Genomic DNA, 24685 nt, shown 5'->3' on the forward strand with positions numbered 1-24685 from the left:
AGATAGACTGCAAAAACGCCAAAGAAGCCGCAAACTGGGGACGCAGCATGACAATTGAGTATTCTGATTTCGATACTACAAGAATGACCTCAAAATCACAGATAATAGTAGATTATAAGATCGATAAAAAAGACATGGATACAGCTCCCTGCGAGTTGGTTTTTCAAAGCTGGGAAAATCCCGATACTCCGATGGCTGACAAGGACGGCAAGGTTTGGGCAAAAATAGCTCCGTCTGAGTACAGCGATACTCAGGCAACTTTTGACTATATAGATATAATTGAAGCCTACGGAACTGCAAATTTTGAAAAGGTAAGCGCAATAAGCATAGGCGATTCAGGCTTCTGCAAATTGAAATGCACCGGTATTACTATAACGAACTGCACAGATAAGGGAACTCATAAAATTGACCAGGCCCAGTCCTCGTCCGAAACCGAAGAGGTTTCACAGACTGTATCTGAGCCTGCCGAAGAAGCGGTATCCTCCGCCGCCGAAGCCGCCGCTCCCGTTCAGCCGCAGAACAATTCCGGCAGCGGGAACAGCAATATCGTATTTATTATAGTAGGTATAGTTTCAGGAATAGCGCTGGCTGTCGGAGTTATCGTTATTATAATGAATAAAAAAAGCGGCGCAGCCTACGATGTAAATTCAGGAACATTTGTGGAAAAGAAAAAATCCAAAAAGCAGCAATAAGCTTATAACCGTCTTATGCGGATATTTCTCCGTACAGGACGGTTTTTCCGTTACACAGAAGCAAATTCAGTATGTAATGAATAGAAGTATAATTCTGATGATATTAATTACATTGCAGTACTATTCCCTAATATATAACTATAAACTGATTTGTTTATTTTCATTACCGTCTCTCTTGTTTTCTGAGTTATATTATGCTATACTATAGATAATTGTATAAAATTGAAAGGAGGGCTTCCCTGAATGCAGATAACGGATCAGGATAATCCAAGACTTCCCTATTTGAGAGAAAAAACCTCTAAGCTTACAGCATCTCCCGGCTGTTATATAATGAAGGATTCTTCAGCGAAAATAATATATATCGGTAAAGCCAAGAACCTTAAAAAACGAGTTACCTCATATTTCCGGAAGGGGCAGGATCATCTCCCCAAGGTCTGGAAAATGGTATCACATGTAAACGACTATGACTTTATAGTTACCGATTCGGAATTTGAAGCGCTGGTACTGGAATGCTCTCTAATAAAGCAGTATACTCCGAAATACAATATACTGCTTAAAGATGATAAGGGCTACAGCTATATCAGGATAACCGGCGAGCCTTTTCCGAGACTTCAGAGCGTACTGCAAAAATACGACGACGGAGCCGAATATATCGGCCCATACACAAGCTCCTATGCCGTAAAGCAGGCGGTCGCAGAAGCGAATAAGGTCTTTATGCTTCCGACCTGCAGCCGCAGATTTCCTCAGGATTTCGGAAAACAGCGTCCCTGCCTTAATCATCATATTAAACAGTGCATGGGTGTATGTACCGGACAGATCTCTCAGGAGGAATACCGTTCGGTAATACGTCAGGCTGTTGACTATATCAAAAACGGTTCTCAGGATTCAGTAGAGCGGCTTACAAAGGAAATGGAAGCCGCTGCGGAGGAGCTTGATTTTGAGCTTGCAGCAAAGCTCAGGGACAGGATAGCCGCAATAGCAAAAGCCGCCGACAGACAGAAAATAATAGACCCTGATATGAAAGATACCGACATAATAGCAGTTTCTCAGAACAGCGAAAAGGCCTGCGCCAGCGTTCTTATGTACCGTGGCGGAAGGCTCTTTGACAAAGCCGACTTCTTCCTCGGTGAAAAGGAGGATCAGATACAGATGCGGGAAAGCTTTATGACCCGCTTCTATTCAAATCGTGATTTTGTCCCTAAGGAAATACTGCTTGACGAGGATATTGAAAATTACGATCTGCTGGAAAAATGGCTGAGAGAAAAATCAGGGCACGCCGTACACATTTCTACTCCGAAAAGAGGGCATCTTCTCAGGCTTACTACTCTCGCAAAAAGCAACGCCTCCGAATATCTTTCAATAAAGGTCGGAAGAACAGGCAAGGAGATAGTCGCGCTTGAAGAGCTTGCAAAGGCTCTGGAGCTTCCGAAGCCGCCGAGATTAATAGAGTGCTATGATATATCGAATCTGGCTTCCGCTGATATGGTTGCGGGAATGGTAGTATTTGAAAACGGACGTCCCTGCAAAAAATTCTATAAAAAATTCTCTATAAAAACAGTTGAAGAGCAGAACGATTATGCCTGTATGTGTGAAGTGCTTGAAAGGCGTTTCAGAAACTATTTTGAGAAAACCGACGAGGGTTTCTCTGCTCTCCCCGACCTAATACTTCTTGACGGAGGGCAGGGGCATGTAAATACTGTTACCCCAGTTATACGGAAAATGGGCATAGACGTTCCTGTCTTCGGACTTGTAAAGGACTCAAAGCACCGCACCAGAGCGGTAGCTACAGGAGGAGGCGAAATTAGCCTGACAAGATCACGCAGCGCCTTTAATCTTGTTACAAGGATACAGGACGAGGTACACCGCTACGCAATAACCTATCAGGCACAAAAGCATAAAAAAAGTTCATATCAGCTTGAGCTTACCAAGGTAAAGGGAATAGGCGAGAAAAAGGCGGTAAAGCTTATGACCGAATTCAAGACCAAGGAAAACCTGAAAAAGGCCACTTCCCAAGAGCTTGCCAAAGCGGCAGGAGTAAACGCCGATACAGCTGAAGAACTATACAGAGTTATTCAGGATATGTAAACTTTATAGTAAATTTTCAAAAGCAGATACTGCCGCCTAAGGGCTGTTTAAAATATTGAAAGGAGATATGCTCACTATCCTGAGCATAGCCGCAGAAATGACTGAAGCAGAAGAATATATCAACAGCTTTTCCAGAACAGGAAAACGCATATATAACCTTGACAGGATCAGATCACTGCTGTCCTCAGTCGGCGAGCCTCAGAAAAGCCTGCGTTTTATTCACATTGCAGGTACCAACGGAAAAGGCTCTATGGCTCAGATGTTCAATGAAATACTTTCAGATTCCGGATATACTGTCGGACTTTTTACCTCTCCTTATATAGTAGAGTATTCCGACAGAATAAAGGTAAACAACTGCAATATTCCATACGCTGAGCTTAACGAAATAGTCGGACAGATAATGCCTGTTCTTGAAGCTCACCCTCAGAGAAAGGAATTTTCCCAGTTTGAAATAACTCAGGCTATAGCCTTTCTGTACTTTGTAAAGAAAAATTGTGATATTGTAGTGCTTGAAACAGGACTTGGCGGACTGCTCGACAGCACCAATGTTATTGAATCGCCGCTGGTTTCGGTAATAGGCTCGGTTTCCTACGACCATACGGCAATTTTAGGAGATACTCTGGAAAAGATAGCCTATCAGAAAGCAGGGATCATAAAGCAGAACCGTCCCTGCGTACTTTCACCCGGAAACAGCATTGAGGTCATAAATACGGTAAGAGAAAAGGCATTACAGACCGGATCACTGCTGAATATTCCTATCTTAAACCTCTGTTCCGTAAAAAGAAGCGATATAACAGGAAGTGATTTCCTGTACAGGGGCAGGAACTATAAAACTTCTATGGCCGGACTTCATCAGGTATCAAACGCCCTTACTGTAATAGACGCAATGAAATTCGTATCCGAAGAGCTGCCGGTTTCTCAGGAAGGCATTGAAAACGGAATACGAAAGGCAAAGCTTTTCGGAAGAGTCGAGGTCATTTCAGAAGCCCCTCTGACGATATTAGACGGAGCTCATAATCCTGACGGAATGAAAGCGCTGGCTTATTCCCTCAAAGCTTTGAACGGAAAAAAAATCACTGCTGTTATAGGAATGCACAAGGATAAAAATGCACTTGAAGCGGTAAAACATCTAATTCCGCTAGTTAGCAGCTTTACAGCAGTAGACGGATTCTCCGACGAAAGACTTGACCTTGATAAAAATGAGCTTGCCGAACTTATCATAAAAGCAGGAGGAAACGCCCGTCCTGCGCAGGACAGCATTATAAACGAAATACGCAAGGCGAGAGAAGAAGCTTCCAACGGTGCAGCTCTGATATGCGGCTCTCTGTTCCTTGCCGCTTATGTCAAAACAAACTCAGACAAGTTATTTAAGGAAAGCCATCTTAAAAATACAAAATGAACATAAATCAGAAGTTCAGCTAAAATAGTATGATCTTTTTTGCTTGCAGAACAGCAAGCTGTATTAATTTTATTATAATAGTTGACCTTTAAAACTGATTTCAGTAAATTATTTTATAAACCTTGACGCGGTTAAGTAAAAGTTGTATAATAATAAAAGTGTGCTGCACTAATTTATTCGTTTTAGGAGGAATTAAAATGCCTGAAAAGCCTTTTTACATTACGACCCCGATATATTATCCGTCGGGCAATCCGCATATCGGCCACTGCTATACTACGGTCGCCTGCGATTCTATTGCCAGATATAAGCGAATGCAGGGATATGATGTAATGTTCCTCACAGGTACCGACGAGCACGGTCTGAAAATAGAACAGAAGGCCGCCGAAAAGGGTATTACTCCGAAACAGTATGTAGACGAGATCGTAGAGATATTCAAAAGGCTTTGGAGCTATATGAATATAAGCTATGACAGATATATTAGAACTACCGACGATTATCACGTTGAAACTGTACAGAAGATCTTCAAGGCTCTTTATGACAAGGGTTATATATACAAGGGCGAATACAAAGGAAAGTACTGCACCCCGTGCGAAAGCTTTTGGACTGAATCCCAGCTTGACGAAAATGGCTGCTGCCCCGAATGTCACAGAGAAGTAACCGAGGCTAAGGAAGAAGCCTATTTCTTCAAAATGAGTCCCTTTGCCGATCGTATAGAAAAGCTTCTTACCGAAACCGACTATCTTCAGCCGAAAACCAGGGCTTCCGAGCTTGTAAATAATTTTATCAAGCCGGGGCTTGAGGATCTCTGCGTATCCAGAACTACTTTTAAATGGGGAATTCCGGTAACATTTGACGAGGGTCATGTCGTATATGTTTGGATCGACGCACTTTCAAACTATATTTCCGCTCTCGGCTATTGGAATGAAGAATATAAAGACTTTGATAAGTTCTGGCCCGCTGACGTTCATATGGTCGCAAAGGATATAATGCGCTTTCATGCTATAATCTGGCCCGCAATGCTTATGGCGCTTGAACTGCCTTTGCCTAAACACCTTGCAGTTCACGGCTGGATAACGTTCAACGGACAGAAAATGTCTAAATCAATGGGAAATGTAGTTGACCCGTTCATTCTGGGAGAGCGCTACGGAGCAGACGCAATAAGATACCATATTCTCCGTGAAATGGCGCTGGGCGCAGACAGCTCGTTTTCAAATGAAATAATGATAAACCGTATAAATTCCGATCTCGCAAACGGTCTGGGAAATCTTGTTTCAAGAACTACGGCAATGGCTGACAAGTACTTCGGCGGAACTCTTCCTTTTGAAAGAGAAGCTGAGGAAATTGACAGCGAGCTTATCGGAGAAGCATTGGCTTTAAGAGCCAAAACCGATGATTTTATTGACAAAACACAGATAAACAACGCACTTGCGGAAATATTCAAAGTAATTTCACGTGCAAACAAATATATCGACGAAACCGCACCTTGGATACTCGGCAAGGACAAAAGTAAAAGAGCCAGACTTGCAAGCGTACTTTACAATCTGCTTGAAACAATAAGAATAGCTTCTTCTCTGCTGAGCTGCTTTATGCCTTCGACTATGCCTGAGGTATGGAAGCAGATAGGCGCAAAAGAAGAGGACGTAACCTATGAGAACGCGGGAAAGTTCGGAATTCTTCCTCTTGACGTCACCGTTTCCAGAGGCGAGATAATTTTCCCGAGGATAGACGTTGAAAAGGAGATAGACGAGCTGAATAAGATAATCGGCTCTAATTTGCCTAAGGAAGAAAAAACGGAGGACTGCTTTGATCCTGCTCCGCTTTCCGACGAAATAGCTATCGACGATTTCGCCAAGATAGATCTTAGAGTTGCCCTTGTAAAGTCATGTGATAAGGTAAAGAAATCCAAAAAGCTTTTATGCCTGCAGCTTGACGACGGAATGGGAGGACGTCAGGTCGTTTCCGGTATTGCTCAGTGGTACAAGCCCGAGGATCTTGTCGGAAGAAAGGTCATAATTGTTGCAAATTTGAAGCCTGTTAAGCTCTGCGGAGCTGAGTCCAATGGAATGATTTGCGCTGCGGACGCTCCCGACGGCTCGGCAAAGGTAATCTTCCCAGACCAGAGCCTTCCCTGCGGTTCAAAGATCAGATAATTACAAATAAGGAGCGGAAATTCCGCTCCTATAATAAGCGTCCGTAGCTCAGTTGGATAGAGCGTCAGACTCCGACTCTGAAGGCCGCAGGTTCGATTCCTGTCGGGCGCACCAGCTCCATTCCGTCATCACATCCTGATGACGGATATTTTTTTGCCGCTGAGCAAACACACATAAGTAAAAAATAATATTCTTCCTATCCTGCATATACTCGTATAACCGCTCCTTATTTATAAGTATTTAATTCTGATAAAAGGATATACTACAAAAAAGTAATATAAAGGAAGTCAGACAAATGAGCAATAAACTGAAAAACGAAACAAGTCCGTACTTGCTGCAGCATGCGGAAAATCCTGTAGAATGGTATCCGTGGGGAGAGGAAGCGTTTGAAAAGGCAAAGTCAGAGGATAAGCCAGTTTTCCTGAGCATCGGCTACAGCACCTGCCATTGGTGTCACGTTATGGCACATGAAAGCTTTGAAAATCAACAAACGGCAGCTATTTTAAATAAGAATTTTATCTCAGTCAAGGTCGATCGTGAGGAACGCCCCGATATTGACAGCGTATATATGTCGGTATGTCAGGCGTTGACGGGCAGCGGCGGCTGGCCTATGAGCATATTTATGAGCTGGGACAAAAAGCCTTTTTTTGCCGGAACATATTTTCCTCCTAAATCAAATTACGGAATGACCGGTTTTCCTGAACTGCTTACTATGATCTCTGAACAATGGAAAAACAACCGCAGCAGCCTTATGAGATCTGCCTCCGAGATCATTTCACACCTGGAAAGGCAGGAAAAAACCGATTCAGATTGCGTAAATGATCCGGTAACTGAAGCGGCAGAGCAGCTTGAAAACAGCTTTGACGAGGTCTTCGGAGGCTTCGGTAATGCGCCGAAATTCCCTGTGCCGCACAATCTGCTGTTTCTTATGCTTTATGCTGAGAAGAAAAATTATCCTGAAGCATTGAAAATGGCGGAGAAAACTCTTACTCAAATGCGCATGGGTGGTATATTCGACCATATAGGCTCCGGCTTTTCAAGATATTCAACCGACAGGTACTTTCTTGCACCGCATTTTGAGAAAATGCTCTACGATAACGCACTGCTTATTATTGCCTATTCAGCCGCCTACAGGATAACAGGCAGACGGCTGTACCTAGATACCGCTGAAAAAACTGCTCAGTATATCCTGCGTGAAATGACCTCTCCCGAAGGCGGCTTTTACAGCGCTCAGGACGCCGACAGTGAAGGTGTAGAAGGCAGGTTCTATACATTCACGCTCAGCGAGATAATTGACGCACTGGGAGAAGAAAGGGGCAGGCTGTTCGCAAAAACCTTTGATATAACAGCCGAGGGGAATTTTGAAGGAGTAAATATCCCCAACCTGCTGAAGCACAACGAACTTACCTCCGAATTCAGCAAAGAGCTGAGTAAATTGTACGCTATGCGTAAAAAGCGTTTTAAGCTGTATCTTGATGATAAGATACTATTGTCATGGAATTCATTGATGACCGCCGCAATGTCGGTATTGTACAGAGCTTCCAAAAACCCTGAATATCTTGCTGCAGCTGAAAAGGCTCATAGATTTATTGAAAATAATCTGTGTTCAGGAAATGAGCTTTATACAAGCTTCCGCAGCGGAAAACATTCGAGCGGCGGCATTCTTGACGATTATTCATTCTATATTGCCGTGCTGATCGAGCTTTACTGCTCCGCACCTGATATACTCCTGCTGGAAAAAGCGGAGTTATTATGCAGCAAAGCGCTGGAAAAGTTCTCAGACAGAGAGAACGGCGGTTTTTATCTGTGTGATCCAAAGAACAGCGAGCTGATTATTAATCCTAAGGAAATATACGACGGAGCAATCCCAAGCGGAAATTCTGTCATGGCCTACAGCCTTGTAAGATTATATCAGATCACCGAAAAAGATAAATACCGTGAAGAAGCCGAAAAACAGTTTGATTATATGATGTCAAGAAGCAGTGATCATCCCTCAGGACATTGTATGCTGCTGCTTGCCAAGCTTTTATATGACGATCCTCCGGAGCATATATCCATCGCTTATCAAGATAAACCTGATCTGAAAAGCATCTCGGAAGCTCCGCCCTTTCTGGCAAATATAACTCTTGTAGGGGAGAATGAAAAATATCCGCTTATCAATAACAAAACAACCTATTATATATGCAGAGCGCATTCTTGCAGACCTCCGGTAAACGAATATCAGCCTTAGACTTTTATCTAAAAAAATTCCCGGCAGCCGAACAGCACCGGGAATTTTTGCTTATTATAATTTTACTTTACATCATAATCTGAAAGCTCGGCGGTTATCTCTCCCCCTATCTCTAAACTGCTCACAGTGCTGTTCTTCACTTTAGCAGTAAAGCTAACGCCGTTTATTTCTCCGTCAAGTATAAAGCTGTCTCCCTTACTGGAGCTTTTTACCCCTTTCCCTGAAATACACCTGTCGGCAGCCGAGGCAACAAGAGAGATCATTCCGTTCTGAGAAAGCTCCTCTCTTTCAGCGGTATAGGAAAGGTCCTTGAAATTGACCGTACACTGATCGTTCAGCAAAGAAAGCTCCATTCCCTCTATTGTTTCAGGCTCCGAAAATACAGCCTTCCACCCCGCTCCGTCTACCCTTTCAAGCTGCGCACGGTAAGTAGTATCCTCCTGAATGATAACCGCATTGCAGGTAAAGCTTTTATCCAGCTCCTCAGGCTTTTCCTCTCCTTTGGAACAACCCGAAAGTCCTGCCGTCAAACAAACCGCGATCGCCGCAAAAACACCCGTAAACGAAATCCTCGTCACAAGCAAGCACCCGCCTTTCATATATTTACTGCAAAAAAATACTGCCTTTCAAAGAAAGACAGCAGATAACGGAGCAGCTATACTATGACCCCTCTTTCAGCCTGCCACAGCATTTTCGGAAAGCAGGCTATAATGTCCTCGGCAAGCACTCCCCTCGGTGAATTAGTTTCACACAGAAGTTTCGCCGATCTGCCCATAATATAGTCCGCAAGCAGGCAGGCTTCCATAGGAGCAGAGCCCTGAGCGCAGAGAGATCCGATAAGTCCTGCCAGCATATCTCCCGAACCGCCCTTCGCAAGCGCGGAGCAGCCGAAATCCGTAATAAAGGCCTTTCCGCCGTACAGAGTTACAGTCTGTGTATTCTTTGCATGAACTATAACTCCGTATTTATCAGAAATACTTTCAGCATAGCCTATTACATCAGAGAGGACCTCCGAAACCGAAGCGCCGCATAACCTTGCAAGCTCTCCGATATGAGGAGTAAGTATTATCTCCGTCTGTTTTTCTTTTAATACATCTATATGCTCGGACAGACAGTTTATTCCGTCTGCGTCAATTATAAGAGGACATTTTGCATTTCTGATAACCTCGCATACGAGCTTGCAGGTATCCTCGGTTTTTCCCAGACCGCAGCCTATAACTGCAGAATCGGACTTTGAAAGCGATCCAAGTATTTTTGGTAAATTTTCAGCCGACGCAAAGCCGTCACGATCTGTAGAAAGCGCAGTAAAAATAATTTCGGGAGTTCTTGTTACTGCAGGAATAACCGCTCTTTCAGACGTGCAAAGCTCAACGATACCGACTCCTGAGCGCATTGCCGACATTGAAGAAATAACCGCCGCACCGGGATACTTTTCCGAGCCGCATACAAGCGTACACCTTCCGTATGTGCCCTTATGGCTGTTTTCAGTCCTTTTGGGAAGCAGCTCGGCAGCCTCAAAGGCTGTAACTGCCGAAATATCACGCTTTAACCCTATTTCCCAGCCGTCCGGGATCCCTATATCTGCGGTAATGACCTTTTTGCAGTGATCCTTTCCCGGAGAAAAAAACATACCTGTTTTCTTTCTGTGAAAAGTAACGGTTTCGTCAGATTTGAATGCGTTCTCACTGACCTGTCCGCTGAGCGAATTTACTCCTGACGGAATATCGCAGGCAATTTTATACGCAGAAAGCTCATTCACTCTTTTAAAAAATAAGCTTAAAACTCCGCTAAGTTCTCCATGAAAGCCTGTTCCGAAAACGCAGTCGGCAATTATTCCGGCTGAATGAACTACCGCACAGGTGCGCTCATCGCTTATATCGAGAACTGCGATCCTTGACGGCATATTGTTGAAAGCCGCCTTTGCAAGCTCAGTCTTAGGCTCGCCGCAGCACAGCACGACTATCGGCATAACTCCCTGCTCTGAAAGACAGACTGCCGCCTTAAAACCGTCGCCGCCGTTATTACCGCTGCCCGCCAGAATCACGATATTTTTTTTCATTATCCTCTGAGATACCGAAAGTATTCTTCTTGCAAGCCTTGCCCCCGCATTATCCATCAAAACGTCAAGTCCTGTTCCAAGCCTTACCGACGCCTCCTCAGCCGCCCTCATCTGCATTGGCGTTAAAATTTCAAACATCAATTGTCACCCTTTCCGTAAAACTCATTTTTTATATGCTATACATACCGCCTGCGCCAGCTGCTCCGTATGTGTAATACTTACCGTAAATTCAAGACCCGCTTCCTCCGCTATTCTTTTAGCGCAGCCCGTAAGCTCAATGTACGGAGCGCCCAGTTCGTCACGCAGTACGGATACCTCGTTAAGGCTGAAATCTCTTACCCCGGTTCCGAGAGCCTTTGAAAAAGCCTCCTTAGCCGCCCAATTGCCTGCCATGGATTCAAGAGCGTTTTTCTTGGAAGAAAAAAGGGCGATCTCTTTTTCAGAGAAAACCCTTTCCGTAAACCTGCGGCTTTTAACGCTTTTTTCTATGCGGGAGATCTCAACAAGATCCACGCCTACCCTGTACATATGCGCCTCCTGCTTTAAAGCTTTGCCCTTATGTTTCTTGGAACATAAGGCTTTATAAGTCCGAGCATTTCCTCGTTAGGAGTAAATATAAGAACCGTATCTCCAAGGCTCTTGTGATTTAATCTTATAAAATAATCCGTCTGGTCCTCATCGTCGGCAGAGGCTCTTACATAGGTTTCAGCGCCGTCCGTATTGCTTCCGTCTTCTACCTGTCCGAATTCAACAGCAGCGCCTATTCTTACGGAGCAAAGACGTTTTCTTTTTCTCTGTGCAATAATTTTATCAACGTCAAGTTCCCCGTTGGTAAAAATATATTCGTATTCAACGTCTAAATTTGTCACAAGATAATAGCCTCCGTAAAGCGCAAGCCCGGCAAAAAGTATCCCGAACATTGCGAACTGAGTGCCGAAAGCAAATATAAAGCACATCATAGCCAGCGCTACCGCAGCTACAAGAATAAGTATTTTTGATATCTTCTCATTTTTACTGGGAAGCTTCCTCACGATCTGCTCCTTAAAAACGTCCATATCCGATAACCTTTCCTTCCGTATAATTCATATAAAATATTCCGCCCTGCGTTCAGCATATAAACAGACGCCTACCGCCGATGCAGACCTTATTATTTGAATTATATCATATTTCAGATTTCTTTTCAAGTCCGTATGAGGAAACAGATAAAATTATTTTCTCAGGCCTGAGATAATAAGTCTGTTTAGCTCGAATATCTTTACTAAAAGTATATAACGTATGTAAATTATCGCAAGACATAGAATATTCATTTGAATGTAGCACAAAATTAATGTGAATAATGCTATAATTATTTCAAACAATACAGGTTATTGTTGTGCAGTTTTTACATAAAGTTTACTGCATTCCAACATTATTGACAAGAATTGAGGAGGAATCAGCAATGGCTAGATTTACACTGCCGAGAGATTTGTATCACGGAAAAGGAGCTCTTGAAAACCTGAAAAACCTAAAGGGTAAAAAGGCAATTATCGTAGTAGGCGGCGGCTCGATGAAGAGAAACGGTTTTCTTCAGAAGGCTGAGGATTATCTTAAAGAAGCCGGTATGGAGGTAAAGCTTATTGAAAATGTAGAGCCTGATCCATCAGTTACAACAGTTATGAACGGCGCAAAGGTAATGCTTGATTATGAGCCTGACTGGATCGTTGCTATGGGCGGCGGCTCGCCTATCGACGCAGCTAAAGCTATGTGGATCAAATACGAATATCCTGACTGTACATTTGAGGATATGTGCAAGGTATTCGGTATTCCCGAACTTAGAAAGAAAGCTCATTTCTGTGCTATTCCTTCAACCTCAGGAACAGCTACAGAGGTTACGGCTTTCTCTATCATTACAGACTACGACAAGGGTATAAAATATCCTATCGCAGACTTTGAGATCACTCCGGACGTTGCTATCGTTGACGCAGAGCTTGCCGAAACTATGCCGCAGAAGCTTACTGCTCATACCGGTATGGACGCTCTTACTCATGCTATTGAGGCTTATGTTTCCACGGCTAACTGCGATTATACCGACCCACTTGCTATTCACGCCATTGAAATGATCCAGAAGGATCTTATTGAATCCTACAATGGAGATATGGATGCGCGCGACAGAATGCACAACGCTCAGTGCCTTGCAGGTATGGCTTTCTCAAACGCTCTGCTGGGTATTGTTCACTCCATGGCTCATAAGACGGGAGCTGCTTTTGCAGATTACGGCGCTCATATTATTCACGGCGCTGCAAACGCAATGTATCTTCCTAAGGTAATCGCATTTAACGCCAAGGATGAAACAGCTAAAAAGCGTTACGGAGTAATTGCCGATTATATGCATCTCGGCGGCTCTGATGATGATGAAAAGGTTGCTCTTCTCATTAAGTACGTCCGCGATATGAACGATAAGCTGAATATTCCTCACGGTATCAAGACCTACGGACCAGACAGCTATCCCTGTGAGCAGGGCTTCGTTCCTGAAGAGGTATTCCTTGAAAGACTTCCCGAGATCGCAAAGAACGCTATCGGCGACGCCTGCACAGGCTCAAATCCGAGAATTCCTACTCAGGAAGAAATGGAAAAGCTGCTCAAGGCCTGCTACTACGATACAGAAGTTGATTTCTGAGATTGAGCTGAATAATATCGGCTCAGAAATGTTCGGTACCAATATAGTTAAAGCCGCAGAGAGTAATTCTCTGCGGCTTTTTTGTGTTTATCAGCTTTTAAATGAGGAGTTTATTACCGCCGCAAAACTGACCCTCCGTATTTTTATTTTCAAAACCTCTTGACAAATCAAAAAGTTTGTTATATACTTATTTACACAAGTAGTTAACCATTAAACTCTATGTGTATAAAAGAAAGCAGACAGCTCTACTTAAACGGAAGGAGGAAGAGTATGGAACTGAAATTTGAAAACGAAAAGCCTATATATATACAGCTTTCGGAATGGATATCCGATCTTATAATTTCCGGAAAAATAAAAGAAGAGGAACAGATCCCCTCAACAACGGAAATTTCGGTTAGCTACAAAGTAAATCCCGCAACCGCCCTTAAAGGAATTAACCTGCTTGTTGAAAAGGGCGTGATCTATAAGAAAAGAGGGCTTGGAATGTTCGTAGCGGAAGGTGCGGTCGAAAAGCTCAGGCAGGAACGGCAGTCTGACTTTTTTGACAGCTATATTAGATCAATGACCGAAGAAGCCAAAAAACTAGGGCTTACAAAACAGGAAATTATCAGACTTATCGAAAGGGGTTTTGAGGAATGAAAGGTATAGAATTAAAGAACCTTACAAAGAACTACGGAAAAAACTGTGCGCTTGATAACGTAAGCGTTAAATTTGACAGCGGAAAGATATACGGGCTTCTGGGAAGAAACGGAGCGGGAAAGTCCACAATGCTGAATCTTATTTCAAACAGAATATTTCCTACCTCAGGCGAAATTCTTATAGACGGAGAACCTTCTATAGAAAACGATCGGGCGCTCAGCAAGGTATACTGTATGAGTGAAAAAAATCTTCTGCCTGCAAATATGAAATTCAAGGAAGCAGTAAAAATAACAAAGCATTTTTACCCGAGGCTTGACGAAAATTACGCTTTTAAGCTTGCAGAAATGTATGAGCTTGCTCCGAAGAAAAAGCTGGGAAGCCTTTCTACCGGATATAACTCTATTTATAAAATAATACTTGCGCTGTCCTGCAATGCTGACTACGTTTTCTTTGACGAGCCGGTTCTTGGGCTGGACGCTCACCACAGGGATCTGTTCTATAAGGAGCTTCTTAAAAAATATATAGACATAGGCGGAACTTATATAATTTCAACTCACCTTATTGACGAATGTGCAAACCTTATTGAAAAAGCGGTAATTATCAGACAGGGCAGGATAATAGAGGACAGAGATACAGAAGCCCTGCTTTCCGGCTCCTATACCGTTACCGGACCGGCGGCGCTGATAGATATGTATTGCTCAGATAAGGATGTTTTAGGAGCCGACACTATCGGAGGAATTAAGTCAGCCTATATAAAAGGAACTCCGGAAGATCTGCCGGACGGACTTGAGGTTTCAAAAGCCAGCCTGCAAAATCTGTTCGTTCAGATGACTAACTGATCGGAGGGAAAACTATGAAGCTTTTTAAGGTCTATATAGCAGATAAAAAGAAAATCCTCTTTATATTTATTTTTTTAACAGCATTAATTATTTTTATTAATTTCTGCGGTAATTATTATGCACAGCAGGAGATTCGCAGTCTTACTGAACAATACGGAACACGGCAAAGCATTCCGTCAGATGAGCTTAAAGAAATCGAATTTAAATTTTCGACTCTCGACTCCCTTTTCATTGGTGGATTAATAGGCGCAACCGCTTCCGCTTTTAACGAGCTTTATACCATTTCACTGCAAAACAGCGTTTCAAGAAAAAGCCTGCGCAAGTCCTATATTGCCTTGTCGCTGATTTTGTCCACAGCCGCTTCACTGTCTATGCTTATAATTACCGCCGTAAGCGACAGATTTTTTGAGTATACTGAAACTCAGACATGGTTTACCGCTCTTAATTCAGGACTGACCGACAGCAAACCGATTATTTATCTGCTTTATTTTGCGCAGTGGCTTGCAGAGGGAATGCTTTTTACATTATTTACTGACTTAATTATTATGTCGTCTAAAAGGTATCAGTTCACACGCCTTTTCGCAGTAGCATTCGCCGCAATGCTTATACTTGTTACCGCTGCGGTCAGCACCTTGGAGTATGAAACCTATGCATTGCAAATCGCTCTTATTGCCTTCGCTTTATTTATCCTTATAGGCTTTTGGAGACTTTTCAGATCAATGTCCCTTGAATATAAATTATAAGGAGGAATCCAAATGATGAGATTAAAAACGATGGTAAGCTGCAATCTGAAATTCTACTTTAAAAAAACGGCGGTTCTGATTATGATAATTACAGCCTGTCTGCTTGCAGTTCTGATGGCTGTAGGACTGCTGATAGAGCATTTTGAAATTAACGGCGGCTTTCAGGCAGCTGCGGTTTTTCAAAACGTAATGCTTTGGACAATATTATTTATTGCCAAGGAAGCATATGATGTGAATTATAAAATTTCTACAGCAAACAGTATTTCTAGGAAAACCGTTATGGCGGCAGCGCTTATATCTTTTATTATTTTTATGGCATTTCTTTCAGCGCTGACAGTTGCCTGCGAATATTTGCTTCATCTTTTCTACAGACACTTTGAATATTCAGAATACTCCTTAGTTTTATTCGCCGACGCTCTGAATATGAATATTTCCCCGATCGCCGCATTTCTTATCCAAATGCTGATATACGGTACGATCGCTTATGTAGTAATACTTATATGTACTCTTACAAGCCGTCTGCCGAATTACGGTATAGCGATAATGTACAGCGTTTTTGCGTTAATGTTTTTATTGATAATACAATATTTTAGCAGAATATACTTTTTCTTTTACAATAATTTCGGAATAAATCTTTTATCAGGAAACAGTATAACGGTCATGCTGTCGGCATTATTTATCATCTCTGCGGCGGTTCATTTCCTTATATTCCGCAGGCTATCATTTGTAAAAGCGGCAAGCAGATAAATGTGCTTTAAAGCTTAACAGCGTAAGTCAAACGGTTTTTATCCGTCAGCCTTACGCTGTTTTTAAATGTAAACTCATACTTAATAAATTCCGTACAAATTCCGTAAATGCATTCCAATGCCTTGAATAAATATCATAATGTGATATAATATTAATATATTAAAGCTGAAACGGAAAAGGCAGGTAAAATTGTGGGAGAAAAAAATAAACTTAAAAAGCTAAGAAACAGATTGATAGCCGTATATACCGTTCTGGGAATACTTCTGCTGTCAGCAGGTGCGGCTTCAATAATAAGCGCCGCAAAACGCTCGCTTGACAAGCAGGCGGAAAGCTTTACTTCCTCGCTTACTGCACAGCTGAAAAAAAGCGTGGATAATTATATTGTGAGAATTGAAAAATCATCAGCTGCCGTCTTTGAAAATGAGGAGGATATTTCCTACTGCCCTGATGAAAACGGTGAGAAATCTATAGAAGATATAAAAAAGGAAGAACAGCTGACCAATAAGCTTATCTCCTTCAGCCTTATGGAAAACTACTGTGATTTCGGAATTATTTACAGAAACGGCAGTTCAGCAGGAAGAATATCAGACGGAACTACCGATCTCTTTGGTTCGGATATATTTGAAACTTTCTGCAGTTATCTTGATGACGGCTCGGACAGCAAATGGATCGCCGAAAATAACAGTCGGTTCAGTCGGCTTTACTACATCAAAAAGCTGAATGCAGGAGCGCTGCTGCTGACCTCAGTCTATACTACAGAGCTTGATACGGTATTTCAGAAATTCGGTCCCGACAGCGACGCAGTTGCCTATCTTACAGATAAAAACGGAAATATTCTGTACTCCTCAGATAATGCGCCCGAAAAAACCGGAGAAGCTCTTCCCAAGGATATTTCGGGTTTGCTTCAGGACAGAGAAAATATAGTGTTTTCAGACATAAGTCTTACAGGAGCGGCGACAGTATGCGAGCCTGACTGGACTGTAGTAACCTGCGTCAGGTCAAAAGGTCTGTTCAGCGGTAACTCGGATCTTGCCACACTGATGATCACTGTATTTTCAGCCGCAGCCGCAGTTCTTATCAGCGCCGGTTTTATTGCTTCAGGAAAATTTGCCTCTGAAACGGAAAAAGGTAAAGCTTCCTATGAAAATGAGGAAATAGACACTGTAACGGGACTTCTTAACGGAATGAGCCTTGAGGAAGAGATCTCCGACCGTATAGAAACCTGTCTTATGGGAAGTACCTACGCATTTATTCTGATCAAAATAAAGGATTTTGAAGATATAAAGCTTCGGCTTGGCTGTAACTACGCCAATGACGCTCTGCGAAAAATGGGTGATATGATAAGCGCCTCCTTCGGCGCAAAGGACATTGTCGGAATTAATGAAAACAGTGAATTTACCGTATTTGCCGATTTTTCCGACTTTGACCTCTTCAAGGCTCACAATAGCCTCAAAGCAAGGTGTAATTCACTTTGTTCAAGCTTTAAAAGCTTCTGTGCAGGCGGAAGTCAGGAGCATAAGCTTTACGCCGCAATGGGCGTATGCGTATATCCCGACAGCGGAAAAACCTTTGATGAGCTTTACGAAAACGCTTCTGCGGCGCTTGAGCTTTCTCTCCGTGCAGACAAAGACAGCTGTATATTCTATGAGGCTATGAGCAAACGTCAGTAATATGCGATACATTGCAACTTTTCAGAAAGGAGCCGCTTCCCGCGGAGACAGATAAATTATGAAATACAGTTTAAAAGCGTTATTGGCGCTGTCCGTATCAGCAGCATTATTTCTGTGCTCCTGCTCCGGTGAAGCTGAAATAAAGCTTGCCCGCCGTACCTCTGAAATTTACTTTTCATGGTGGGGAAAGGATATACGAAACGACTATACGATAAACGCCGTAAAACAGTTTGAAGCTCAGAATCCGGAGATAGACGTAATTCCTGAATACAGCGAATGGACCGGCTTTCAGAAGCGTATGTACGCTCAGCTTTCCTCTCATACGGAAGCGGACGTAATGCAGATAAACTATGACTGGCTGTATAAATATTCTCCTGACGGAGAGGGCTTTTACGATCTGAACGACCTGAGCGAATATATCCGCCTTGATAATTTCAGTCAGGAAGCGCTGATATTCGGAACTGTCGGAGGAAAGCTTAACGGGATCCCGACCGCGCTGAACGCTCAGACAATGTTCTATAACAAAACAATTTATGATTCTTACGAGCTTGAGCTTCCAAAAACGTGGGACGACCTTTTCCGAGCCGCAGAGGTAATGTCTTCAGACGGGATATATCCCCTTGAACTTAACCTTAAACAAATGTGGCTCGCCTCTGTTGCCTATGAGGAGCAGAAAAGCGGAAGAAGCTTTATCGGAGAAAACGGCGGACTGAACTTTTCTGAGGAAAACGTCGCTGATATGCTCCTGTTCTATAAATCACTGATAGACGCAAAGGTTTCTAAGCCTATCGAAAAGTACAACAGGAACGATTTTAAAAACGGAAAAACCGCAGGAACTATGTACTGGATATCCGATGCGGAATATTACTGCGTTCCGGCTCAGAAAAACGGCTTTGAAATAGCTGCGGGAGATTATCTTACGATTGACGGTACGCTTTCGGGCTGGTACGCTAAGCCTACCAGTCTTTATGCAATAAAGCGTGATACCGAATCTCCCGAAGCAGCGGCAAAACTGCTGGACTTTCTGGTGAACAGCGAGGAAATGACGTCAGCTCAGGGACTTGAAAAGGGCATTCCGTTAAGCAGATCCGCTCTTGAAGTCCTTGAAGCTAAGGATATGCTTAGCGGAATACAGTTTGAAGCAAACGAAAAGCTAGCCGAGAATTCTGATAAGATCGGCTGTATTGATCCGGCGCTTGAAAACTCGGAGCTTATTTCCGAATTTAAATCGGCTTTTGATGAAATGTACTACAATAATGCCGATGTATCAGAGGTAAGCCCCGAACTTTACCGTAGTTTTACAGAAATTATCCAAACAAACGGCTGAAATGCAGGAAGGTGATATTTTGAAAGCTCTTCAGAAAATAATTGATGAAAGCCGTAATATCGTATTTTTCGGGGGTGCAGGAGTATCTACCGAAAGCGGTATTCCTGATTTCAGGTCGGCAGACGGCTTGTATAGCCAAAAATATGATGTTCCTCCCGAAACTATCCTGAGCAGAAGCTATTTTGACCGTAATACCGAAAAATTCTACGACTTTTACCGTGATAAAATGCTTTGTCTGAGCGCAGAGCCAAACCCGGCTCATTATAAGCTTGCGGAGCTTGAAAAATACGGTAAGCTGTCGGCAGTCGTGACCCAGAATATCGACGGACTTCATCAGGCGGCAGGAAGCAAAAACGTGCTTGAGCTTCACGGCTCTGTACACAGAAATTACTGCATGAAATGCCGCAGAATGTATACGGCGGAGTTTATGCTGAACTCCGCAGGGATACCACGCTGCTCCTGCGGAGGAATAATAAAGCCTGACGTTGTGCTTTACGAGGAACAGCTCGACGACGATACCGTAAGCAAAGCGCTGGCGGCGATTTCCCAAAGCGATACTTTAATTATAGCGGGAACCTCCCTAACCGTTTATCCGGCGGCGGGAATGATACGGTATTTCCGCGGAAAGAGCCTTGTGCTTATAAACCGTGACTCTACAGCTATGGACTCAACTGCAGACCTTGTAATTCATGATTCGGTAGGAAAGGTGCTTAAAAATATTGCGGTCTGAAATACACCTGTTGACAAAAACCCCGCAATGAAGTACAATAAAATTTAAGACAATACCTGATAATTATCGGCTGACGGCTTTATGAATGATCCTTGCGTGGTATTGCCTTGATAATCTGAAAGGAGAATGCTCCGTATCGGAGCGGTTTAATATGTCTAAAATTTGCAGATCCTGCGGAAGCTACTATGAAGGCAGCTACTGCACAAAGTGCGGCTACGGCAAAGAAGTGAAATCCAAATCCCTTGCAAAATACAAGAAAGCAACCAAGCCTGAACGTTTTATGACCGATGAGGAAAAAAAGGAATTTTACGACCGCAGACGTGAACAAAATAAGAAGAAAACCCATACAGAACGTACAGACCCGAGAGCCAGAAGAAATACCCTGATAATTATTGCAGTAGTTGCAGCTGCAATGGTGGTCTTAGTTCTGATAAAGAACGGTACGCTTTCGGGAGGAAAGAAAACCGACGTCATAAATCAGTATTTTACTTCTATAAGCCAACGCAGTTTTGACGACTTTACCGACTGCTTTCCGTCTGATATGAAAAAGGAATACGAGGACGAACGCGAAACCCTCGGCTACGAAAAGGACGAGTATATGCGAGAGTTTCTCAAAGACTTTACAGAAGAATACGGCGAAGGCTTTACAGTTAATGTAACCTGCGGAAAGGAAACTCTGCTTGAAGATTTCAGCCTGGCGGAATACAAAAGCAAATACGGCTCCGTTCCGTCTGTAAGTGAAGCATATTCAGTTATTGCCGACGTTACCTTCTCAGGTTCAAAGAAAACAGATAATTTCAGATATACCTGCTATGTCGGCAAGGTAAGAGGCAAATGGAAGCTGTTCAATCTTGAATACTCGGCAGGAATTATTGACCCGTCAATGGAAATAAAAAATCCCGAGCAGTATGAAAACAGCTCCGTACCCTCTGCGGAAAGCAAAAATCAGTAATATTTAAAAACGGGCGAACGCACTATGTCCCCTGCAAGAACAAACGATATCACGTTGTTCTGCTGTCAGAGGGGAAACTGCGTTTGCCCGTTATTTTTATATGACTGCGAATATACCCTGCCGCTTTATACAATAAGCCCTGCGATCTCAGCCGTGATCTCTATAGGCGTTCCGTTCCCGTCAGCAGTTATATGAGAATTCTTTATATACAGCGGTCTTCGGTAATTATACCTTTCAAGCAGCTGTTCCCTTGTAGAGCTGTATGCTATAGGACGATTTTTGTCCTCCTTTATACGGTTATAGCATACCTCAAAGGGCGTATCTATAAATACTACCGTTCCCGTCCTTTTTGCAGCTTCGGCATTTCTGTCTGAAAGCAAAGCGCCTCCGCCTGCCGCTATAACTCCTCCGCTGCGGCCCAGCTCCTCCAGAGCCTTAGCCTCTGCTTCCCTGAAATATTTCTCCCCCAGCTTTTCAAAAATATCGGGAATGCTCATTCCAACGCTTTTTTCTATGTAAATATCCAGATCGGTAAAGCCTGCTCCCAGACGCCTTGCCAGAAGCTTTCCTACCGTAGATTTTCCGCAGCCCATAAAGCCGCATAAATAAACCGCTTTTGAGTTCAAAGACTTCACTCCCGTTTATATCTTAAAATTCTTTTCGACAGCCGCTTCCATTTCTTTGATTATGGCTTTTACTTCATCGTCGGTATACTTATCCGAATCCCATATTTCATGAGCAGATACCGCCTGCCATACCAGCATAGCCATTCCTCCCGCAGCTCTTTTGCCCATTGCCTTTGCCTTCTGTACAAGCAGCGTTTCACGGGGATTATAGATAAGGTCAAAAACGCAGTCCGCACGTTCAATAACTTCATCAGAAACCGGACAAGCGTTTACCCTCGGATACATTCCAACAGGACAGGCGTTTACAAGCAGATCATATCGCTTTGAAGCGTCTATTTCCGTATTAAGTACAATATTTACCCGAGCGTCAGGCTTAACAGCCCTGATCTCCTTTTCAGTCCGTACCGCAAGCTCCAGATCGGACTTTAGTACCGCAATATTCAGAGCCGCTCCCGCAAGAGCGGATTCGATAGCTGCCATTCTGCCTACTCCGCCGCATCCGATAAGCAGAACCTCTCCGGAAAGACTTGCTCCCATTGCCCTGACCGTATGAAGAAACCCGTCGCAGTCGGTATTATAGCCTGTAAGTACGCCGTTTTTATTATCAACGCAGTTTACTGAATTGTATCTCCTTGCAGATTCTCCCAGCCTGTCAATATATTTTATAATCTCAACCTTATGAGGAATAGTTATATTATAACCGCTCATTGAATTGAGATATTCCGCTTTATCAGCAAGCTCCTGAGCATTGACCTCGACTACCTCGTATTCAAAGCTTCTCCCCCTAAGCTCAAAAAGCCTTGCATGGATCGGCGGCGACATTGTGTGCCTGAGTGTTTCACCTAAAATAGCGTATTTTCTTGTCATTTTTATTCCTGCTCCTGCCTGCGGAAAGCTCCGCGATCATATGTATATCAGACTTATATTTAACGGTATTGCTTTAATTATATAACCGCAGTCCTTTTATGTCAAGAAAGATTTTATTAATTTCAAGAAAATCAATATCCCCAACAAATAAATCTGAGCTGTCCTTTTTACGCCATACGTCGGGGAAAAGGCAGAGATCTCATATCATTTTCGCTGAAATACCCATTTATTTTATTTGTATATTTTAGATTTCCGAGTATTACGATTTGCAGTAAAATTTTATAAATTTGTGCAGGATCTCTATAGATCTCCAAAAACATTCGTGCTAATTTATGAACATTAGTTCTTGACAAAATGCCGATAAAGCTGTATAATAAAGACATAAGGAAGCAAAACCGCACTGCTTCAATAATAAGAATTGCCCTGTAATTCAGCAAACAGCCGAAGATCATATCAACTGCTTAAAGACAAAAATGCAGCCTGACGCTTTAGAGTCGGGGGGATATCAGCTTTGTTATATTAAAATAACGGGCAGCAGCAGACCGCCCTGTCTGCGCTTACCCGTTTTGCTGAAGGTCTTTATTATAAGCTTTATATAACATAATCCGAAGCCAGAGATCTCTGATATTCCGCCAGATCTTCAAGGGTAATGGAATCGACAACTCCGTTGATAGCCTCGTAAAGCTTCTCCCACACCATAAGCGTTGCACATTCATTTCTTCTCTCGCAGGTATTTACATTGTCGTCAAGACAAGCTACCGGCGCAAGGCTGCCCTCCGTAAGCCTGAGAACCATTCCTACCGTATAACTTTTCAGCGGATGAGCAAGCTTATATCCGCCGCCTGCTCCCCGTACGCTTTTTACATAACCTGCACGTCCGAGTATTGATATGATCTGCTCAAGATATTTGTCAGAGATCGACTGACGTTTCGCAATATCCTTTATAGGAATATAGCTTCCGTCGTCGTGCATTGCAAGATCCAGCATAAGCCGCAGCGCATACCTTCCCTTTGTGGAAATTTTCAAGAAAATCAACCTTTCTCAGATATTAACGTTCCATATTGATTATTTTACACCGTCCGCCGCCGTTTGTCAATAATACCTAATGTCTAAAACATGCAAATCAACTTTATTTAACGGCTTTACAAGTATCGATTCAGTTGCTTTTTGCCGTATATTCAAAAAATACAGAAAGCGATCATCTACGATCAGGAATTAGCCATTATAAAGCTGTTTACAAACTCAAAAATTATCATAGCGAAATAAACAAGAATGAAAACGTTTGAAAATACCGCTCCGTACCGCTGAGTAGAGGTCATTGCGTAGGTTCGGTCGTTATTGAACCTGAGCCGCCAGCCGTTTGTGAAAAGCACATAAACGCCCATAAATATTACAAGTATCTCAAACGCCATATAAAATTCCTGAGCATATGCCCAGCCGTAAACGTCGGCAAAATCCATATAGCTTGCGAACATATTGTTGACTATATGGATAATTACGGTAGGAATTATCGAGTTGCACTGAATAGCTACCGCTCCGAAAATAAGCGCACTGGCGAACGCTGATGCCGCCTGAGGAATATTACCGTGCATAAGTCCAAATATAAGCGCCGAGAAAAAAACCGCCATAAATTTACCGAAAGGCTTTAAAAGGGTAAGAATTATCCCCCTGTATAATATTTCCTCAGCAATCGGCCCTAAAATTATAACATACGCAATCTGAAGTACGACCGCCGCCGTACTGGGCTGTCTTATGGAAAGATCACTTTCGGGAACGGTAACGCCCATTTGATCCATGTAAAAGGTAAAATAGGAAATTACAATACTGACAAGAACATTAAGCGTAAGGCAAAGCGGAAACCATTTTACTGCCTGAACGGCGTTTCCTTTTCTGGGACGCATCATTTCCGAAAAATTTATTTTCATTGCAAACCGCGCTATAATCAGAATAATAACAAGACTGACAAATATAATAAATAAATTTCCCGCCATTGAAAATACCGACGAGTTTACAAGCTCCTGCTGCTGGGATAAATATATCTTCGCCGTCCGTACGCTTAGCGTCAGGCTTCCGTTCTTATAAGCGTAAACGATAAGATAATAAACATTGAGAAATAAGGAATTGAGCAGATTGTAAACGATCAAAAGTATGCCCAGCTTGGAGCAGTTTATAAACATAGCCTTTTTTTCGCGTCTGCGGGCGTCCATAAGCTGATTGTAATAATCGCTCTGAAAATTGGTCCCGCCGAAATTGCTGTAAAACATCAAAGCCCTC

22 protein-coding genes and 1 tRNA gene are annotated in these 24685 nt (G+C 42.9%); 15 read left to right on the top strand and 8 right to left on the bottom strand.

From position 1 onward, the window contains the following. The 6 genes from ACYQ0H_RS08080 to ACYQ0H_RS08105 all read left to right on the top strand — a co-directional run. Window positions 1–692: hypothetical protein (locus ACYQ0H_RS08080; protein WP_459812334.1), on the top strand; the 692-nt coding region annotated here is incomplete at its 5' end. 243 nt (window positions 693–935) lie between these two features. Next, window positions 936–2777 (top strand): excinuclease ABC subunit UvrC, encoded by a 1842-nt coding sequence (uvrC, locus tag ACYQ0H_RS08085; RefSeq protein WP_459812336.1) that lies wholly within the window; start codon window positions 936–938, stop codon window positions 2775–2777. Between the two features lie 55 nt (window positions 2778–2832). Beyond that, window positions 2833–4176 (top strand): bifunctional folylpolyglutamate synthase/dihydrofolate synthase, encoded by a 1344-nt coding sequence (locus ACYQ0H_RS08090; RefSeq protein ID WP_459812338.1) that lies wholly within the window; start codon window positions 2833–2835, stop codon window positions 4174–4176. A 197-nt stretch (window positions 4177–4373) separates the two neighbouring features. After that, entirely contained in the window at window positions 4374–6326 is a 1953-nt protein-coding gene (gene metG, locus ACYQ0H_RS08095) for a methionine--tRNA ligase (protein ID WP_459812339.1), read from the top strand. A gap of 37 nt (window positions 6327–6363) precedes the next feature. Further along, window positions 6364–6440: transfer RNA gene (locus tag ACYQ0H_RS08100), tRNA-Arg, on the top strand. A 181-nt stretch (window positions 6441–6621) separates the two neighbouring features. After that, the gene (locus ACYQ0H_RS08105) at window positions 6622–8556 is read left to right on the top strand and encodes a thioredoxin domain-containing protein (protein WP_459812340.1); all 1935 of its coding nucleotides are present in this window, start codon (window positions 6622–6624) and stop codon (window positions 8554–8556) included. A gap of 62 nt (window positions 8557–8618) precedes the next feature. On the opposite strand, the gene ACYQ0H_RS08110 is transcribed toward ACYQ0H_RS08105, so the two are convergent. From ACYQ0H_RS08110 to ACYQ0H_RS08125, 4 genes are all read right to left on the bottom strand, one after another. Then, window positions 8619–9134: a hypothetical protein gene (locus ACYQ0H_RS08110; protein ID WP_459812342.1), complete on the bottom strand. Its 516-nt coding sequence runs from the start codon at window positions 9132–9134 to the stop codon at window positions 8619–8621. A gap of 77 nt (window positions 9135–9211) precedes the next feature. After that, complete coding sequence (locus ACYQ0H_RS08115) at window positions 9212–10753, bottom strand: NAD(P)H-hydrate dehydratase (protein WP_459812344.1); 1542 nt, start codon at window positions 10751–10753, stop codon at window positions 9212–9214. A 24-nt stretch (window positions 10754–10777) separates the two neighbouring features. Continuing rightward, window positions 10778–11143, bottom strand: coding sequence for a holo-ACP synthase (gene acpS, locus ACYQ0H_RS08120; protein WP_459812345.1), 366 nt, complete (start codon window positions 11141–11143; stop codon window positions 10778–10780). Window positions 11144–11157: 14 nt separating this feature from the next. Further along, window positions 11158–11670 (bottom strand): DUF6106 family protein, encoded by a 513-nt coding sequence (locus tag ACYQ0H_RS08125; protein ID WP_459812346.1) that lies wholly within the window; start codon window positions 11668–11670, stop codon window positions 11158–11160. A gap of 383 nt (window positions 11671–12053) precedes the next feature. Here ACYQ0H_RS08125 and ACYQ0H_RS08130 point away from each other — a divergent pair, with 383 nt between their 5' ends. The 9 genes from ACYQ0H_RS08130 to ACYQ0H_RS08170 all read left to right on the top strand — a co-directional run bounded on the left by ACYQ0H_RS08130 (window position 12054) and on the right by ACYQ0H_RS08170 (window position 20918). Then, complete coding sequence (locus ACYQ0H_RS08130; protein ID WP_459812347.1) at window positions 12054–13271, top strand: iron-containing alcohol dehydrogenase; 1218 nt, start codon at window positions 12054–12056, stop codon at window positions 13269–13271. A 270-nt stretch (window positions 13272–13541) separates the two neighbouring features. Continuing rightward, a complete protein-coding gene (locus ACYQ0H_RS08135; protein WP_459812348.1) occupies window positions 13542–13910 on the top strand; it encodes a GntR family transcriptional regulator in 369 nt (122 codons plus the stop codon). After that, entirely contained in the window at window positions 13907–14749 is an 843-nt protein-coding gene (locus tag ACYQ0H_RS08140) for an ATP-binding cassette domain-containing protein (protein ID WP_459812349.1), read from the top strand. The genes ACYQ0H_RS08135 and ACYQ0H_RS08140 overlap by 4 nt, the downstream gene beginning before the upstream one ends. 14 nt (window positions 14750–14763) lie before the next feature. Further along, window positions 14764–15492 carry a hypothetical protein gene (locus ACYQ0H_RS08145; protein WP_459812350.1) on the top strand — a complete coding sequence of 243 codons (729 nt, stop codon included), beginning with the start codon at window positions 14764–14766 and terminating at the stop codon, window positions 15490–15492. 12 nt (window positions 15493–15504) lie between these two features. Then, a complete protein-coding gene (locus ACYQ0H_RS08150; protein ID WP_459812351.1) occupies window positions 15505–16239 on the top strand; it encodes a hypothetical protein in 735 nt (244 codons plus the stop codon). 191 nt (window positions 16240–16430) lie between these two features. Next, the gene (locus ACYQ0H_RS08155; protein ID WP_459812352.1) at window positions 16431–17909 is read left to right on the top strand and encodes a sensor domain-containing diguanylate cyclase; all 1479 of its coding nucleotides are present in this window, start codon (window positions 16431–16433) and stop codon (window positions 17907–17909) included. A 58-nt stretch (window positions 17910–17967) separates the two neighbouring features. After that, on the top strand, window positions 17968–19236 hold the full coding sequence (locus ACYQ0H_RS08160; protein ID WP_459812353.1) for an ABC transporter substrate-binding protein: 1269 nt from the start codon (window positions 17968–17970) through the stop codon (window positions 19234–19236). A gap of 1 nt (window position 19237) precedes the next feature. Further along, window positions 19238–19966 carry an NAD-dependent protein deacylase gene (locus ACYQ0H_RS08165; RefSeq protein WP_459812354.1) on the top strand — a complete coding sequence of 243 codons (729 nt, stop codon included), beginning with the start codon at window positions 19238–19240 and terminating at the stop codon, window positions 19964–19966. Between the two features lie 151 nt (window positions 19967–20117). Then, a complete protein-coding gene (locus tag ACYQ0H_RS08170; protein WP_459812355.1) occupies window positions 20118–20918 on the top strand; it encodes a hypothetical protein in 801 nt (266 codons plus the stop codon). A 125-nt stretch (window positions 20919–21043) separates the two neighbouring features. On the opposite strand, the gene ACYQ0H_RS08175 is transcribed toward ACYQ0H_RS08170, so the two are convergent. From ACYQ0H_RS08175 to ACYQ0H_RS08190, 4 genes are all read right to left on the bottom strand, one after another. Further along, a complete protein-coding gene (locus ACYQ0H_RS08175; RefSeq protein ID WP_459812356.1) occupies window positions 21044–21544 on the bottom strand; it encodes a shikimate kinase in 501 nt (166 codons plus the stop codon). A 15-nt stretch (window positions 21545–21559) separates the two neighbouring features. Then, window positions 21560–22411 carry a shikimate dehydrogenase family protein gene (locus ACYQ0H_RS08180; protein ID WP_459812358.1) on the bottom strand — a complete coding sequence of 284 codons (852 nt, stop codon included), beginning with the start codon at window positions 22409–22411 and terminating at the stop codon, window positions 21560–21562. 591 nt (window positions 22412–23002) lie between these two features. Beyond that, window positions 23003–23437: an RrF2 family transcriptional regulator gene (locus ACYQ0H_RS08185; RefSeq protein WP_459812359.1), complete on the bottom strand. Its 435-nt coding sequence runs from the start codon at window positions 23435–23437 to the stop codon at window positions 23003–23005. Window positions 23438–23619: 182 nt separating this feature from the next. Further along, entirely contained in the window at window positions 23620–24675 is a 1056-nt protein-coding gene (locus tag ACYQ0H_RS08190) for a CPBP family intramembrane glutamic endopeptidase (RefSeq protein WP_459812360.1), read from the bottom strand. Window positions 24676–24685: the final 10 nt, after the last annotated feature.

This window comes from Hominimerdicola intestinalis, assembly GCF_054655215.1.

What these genes read in the sequence shown, in the direction of transcription:
- ACYQ0H_RS08170 (WP_459812355.1), top strand. Translation starts at nt 20,118, where the DNA reads ATGTCTAAAATTTGCAGATCCTGCGGAAGCTACTATGAAGGCAGCTAC.
- ACYQ0H_RS08160 (WP_459812353.1), top strand. Translation starts at nt 17,968, where the DNA reads ATGAAATACAGTTTAAAAGCGTTATTGGCGCTGTCCGTATCAGCAGCA.
- ACYQ0H_RS08150 (WP_459812351.1), top strand. Translation starts at nt 15,505, where the DNA reads ATGATGAGATTAAAAACGATGGTAAGCTGCAATCTGAAATTCTACTTT.
- ACYQ0H_RS08140 (WP_459812349.1), top strand. Translation starts at nt 13,907, where the DNA reads ATGAAAGGTATAGAATTAAAGAACCTTACAAAGAACTACGGAAAAAAC.
- uvrC (WP_459812336.1), top strand. Translation starts at nt 936, where the DNA reads ATGCAGATAACGGATCAGGATAATCCAAGACTTCCCTATTTGAGAGAA.
- ACYQ0H_RS08180 (WP_459812358.1), bottom strand. Translation starts at nt 22,411, where the DNA reads ATGACAAGAAAATACGCTATTTTAGGTGAAACACTCAGGCACACAATG.
- ACYQ0H_RS08190 (WP_459812360.1), bottom strand. Translation starts at nt 24,675, where the DNA reads ATGTTTTACAGCAATTTCGGCGGGACCAATTTTCAGAGCGATTATTAC.
- metG (WP_459812339.1), top strand. Translation starts at nt 4,374, where the DNA reads ATGCCTGAAAAGCCTTTTTACATTACGACCCCGATATATTATCCGTCG.
- ACYQ0H_RS08130 (WP_459812347.1), top strand. Translation starts at nt 12,054, where the DNA reads ATGGCTAGATTTACACTGCCGAGAGATTTGTATCACGGAAAAGGAGCT.
- ACYQ0H_RS08135 (WP_459812348.1), top strand. Translation starts at nt 13,542, where the DNA reads ATGGAACTGAAATTTGAAAACGAAAAGCCTATATATATACAGCTTTCG.
- ACYQ0H_RS08165 (WP_459812354.1), top strand. Translation starts at nt 19,238, where the DNA reads ATGCAGGAAGGTGATATTTTGAAAGCTCTTCAGAAAATAATTGATGAA.
- ACYQ0H_RS08105 (WP_459812340.1), top strand. Translation starts at nt 6,622, where the DNA reads ATGAGCAATAAACTGAAAAACGAAACAAGTCCGTACTTGCTGCAGCAT.
- ACYQ0H_RS08125 (WP_459812346.1), bottom strand. Translation starts at nt 11,670, where the DNA reads ATGGACGTTTTTAAGGAGCAGATCGTGAGGAAGCTTCCCAGTAAAAAT.
- ACYQ0H_RS08145 (WP_459812350.1), top strand. Translation starts at nt 14,764, where the DNA reads ATGAAGCTTTTTAAGGTCTATATAGCAGATAAAAAGAAAATCCTCTTT.
- acpS (WP_459812345.1), bottom strand. Translation starts at nt 11,143, where the DNA reads ATGTACAGGGTAGGCGTGGATCTTGTTGAGATCTCCCGCATAGAAAAA.
- ACYQ0H_RS08115 (WP_459812344.1), bottom strand. Translation starts at nt 10,753, where the DNA reads ATGTTTGAAATTTTAACGCCAATGCAGATGAGGGCGGCTGAGGAGGCG.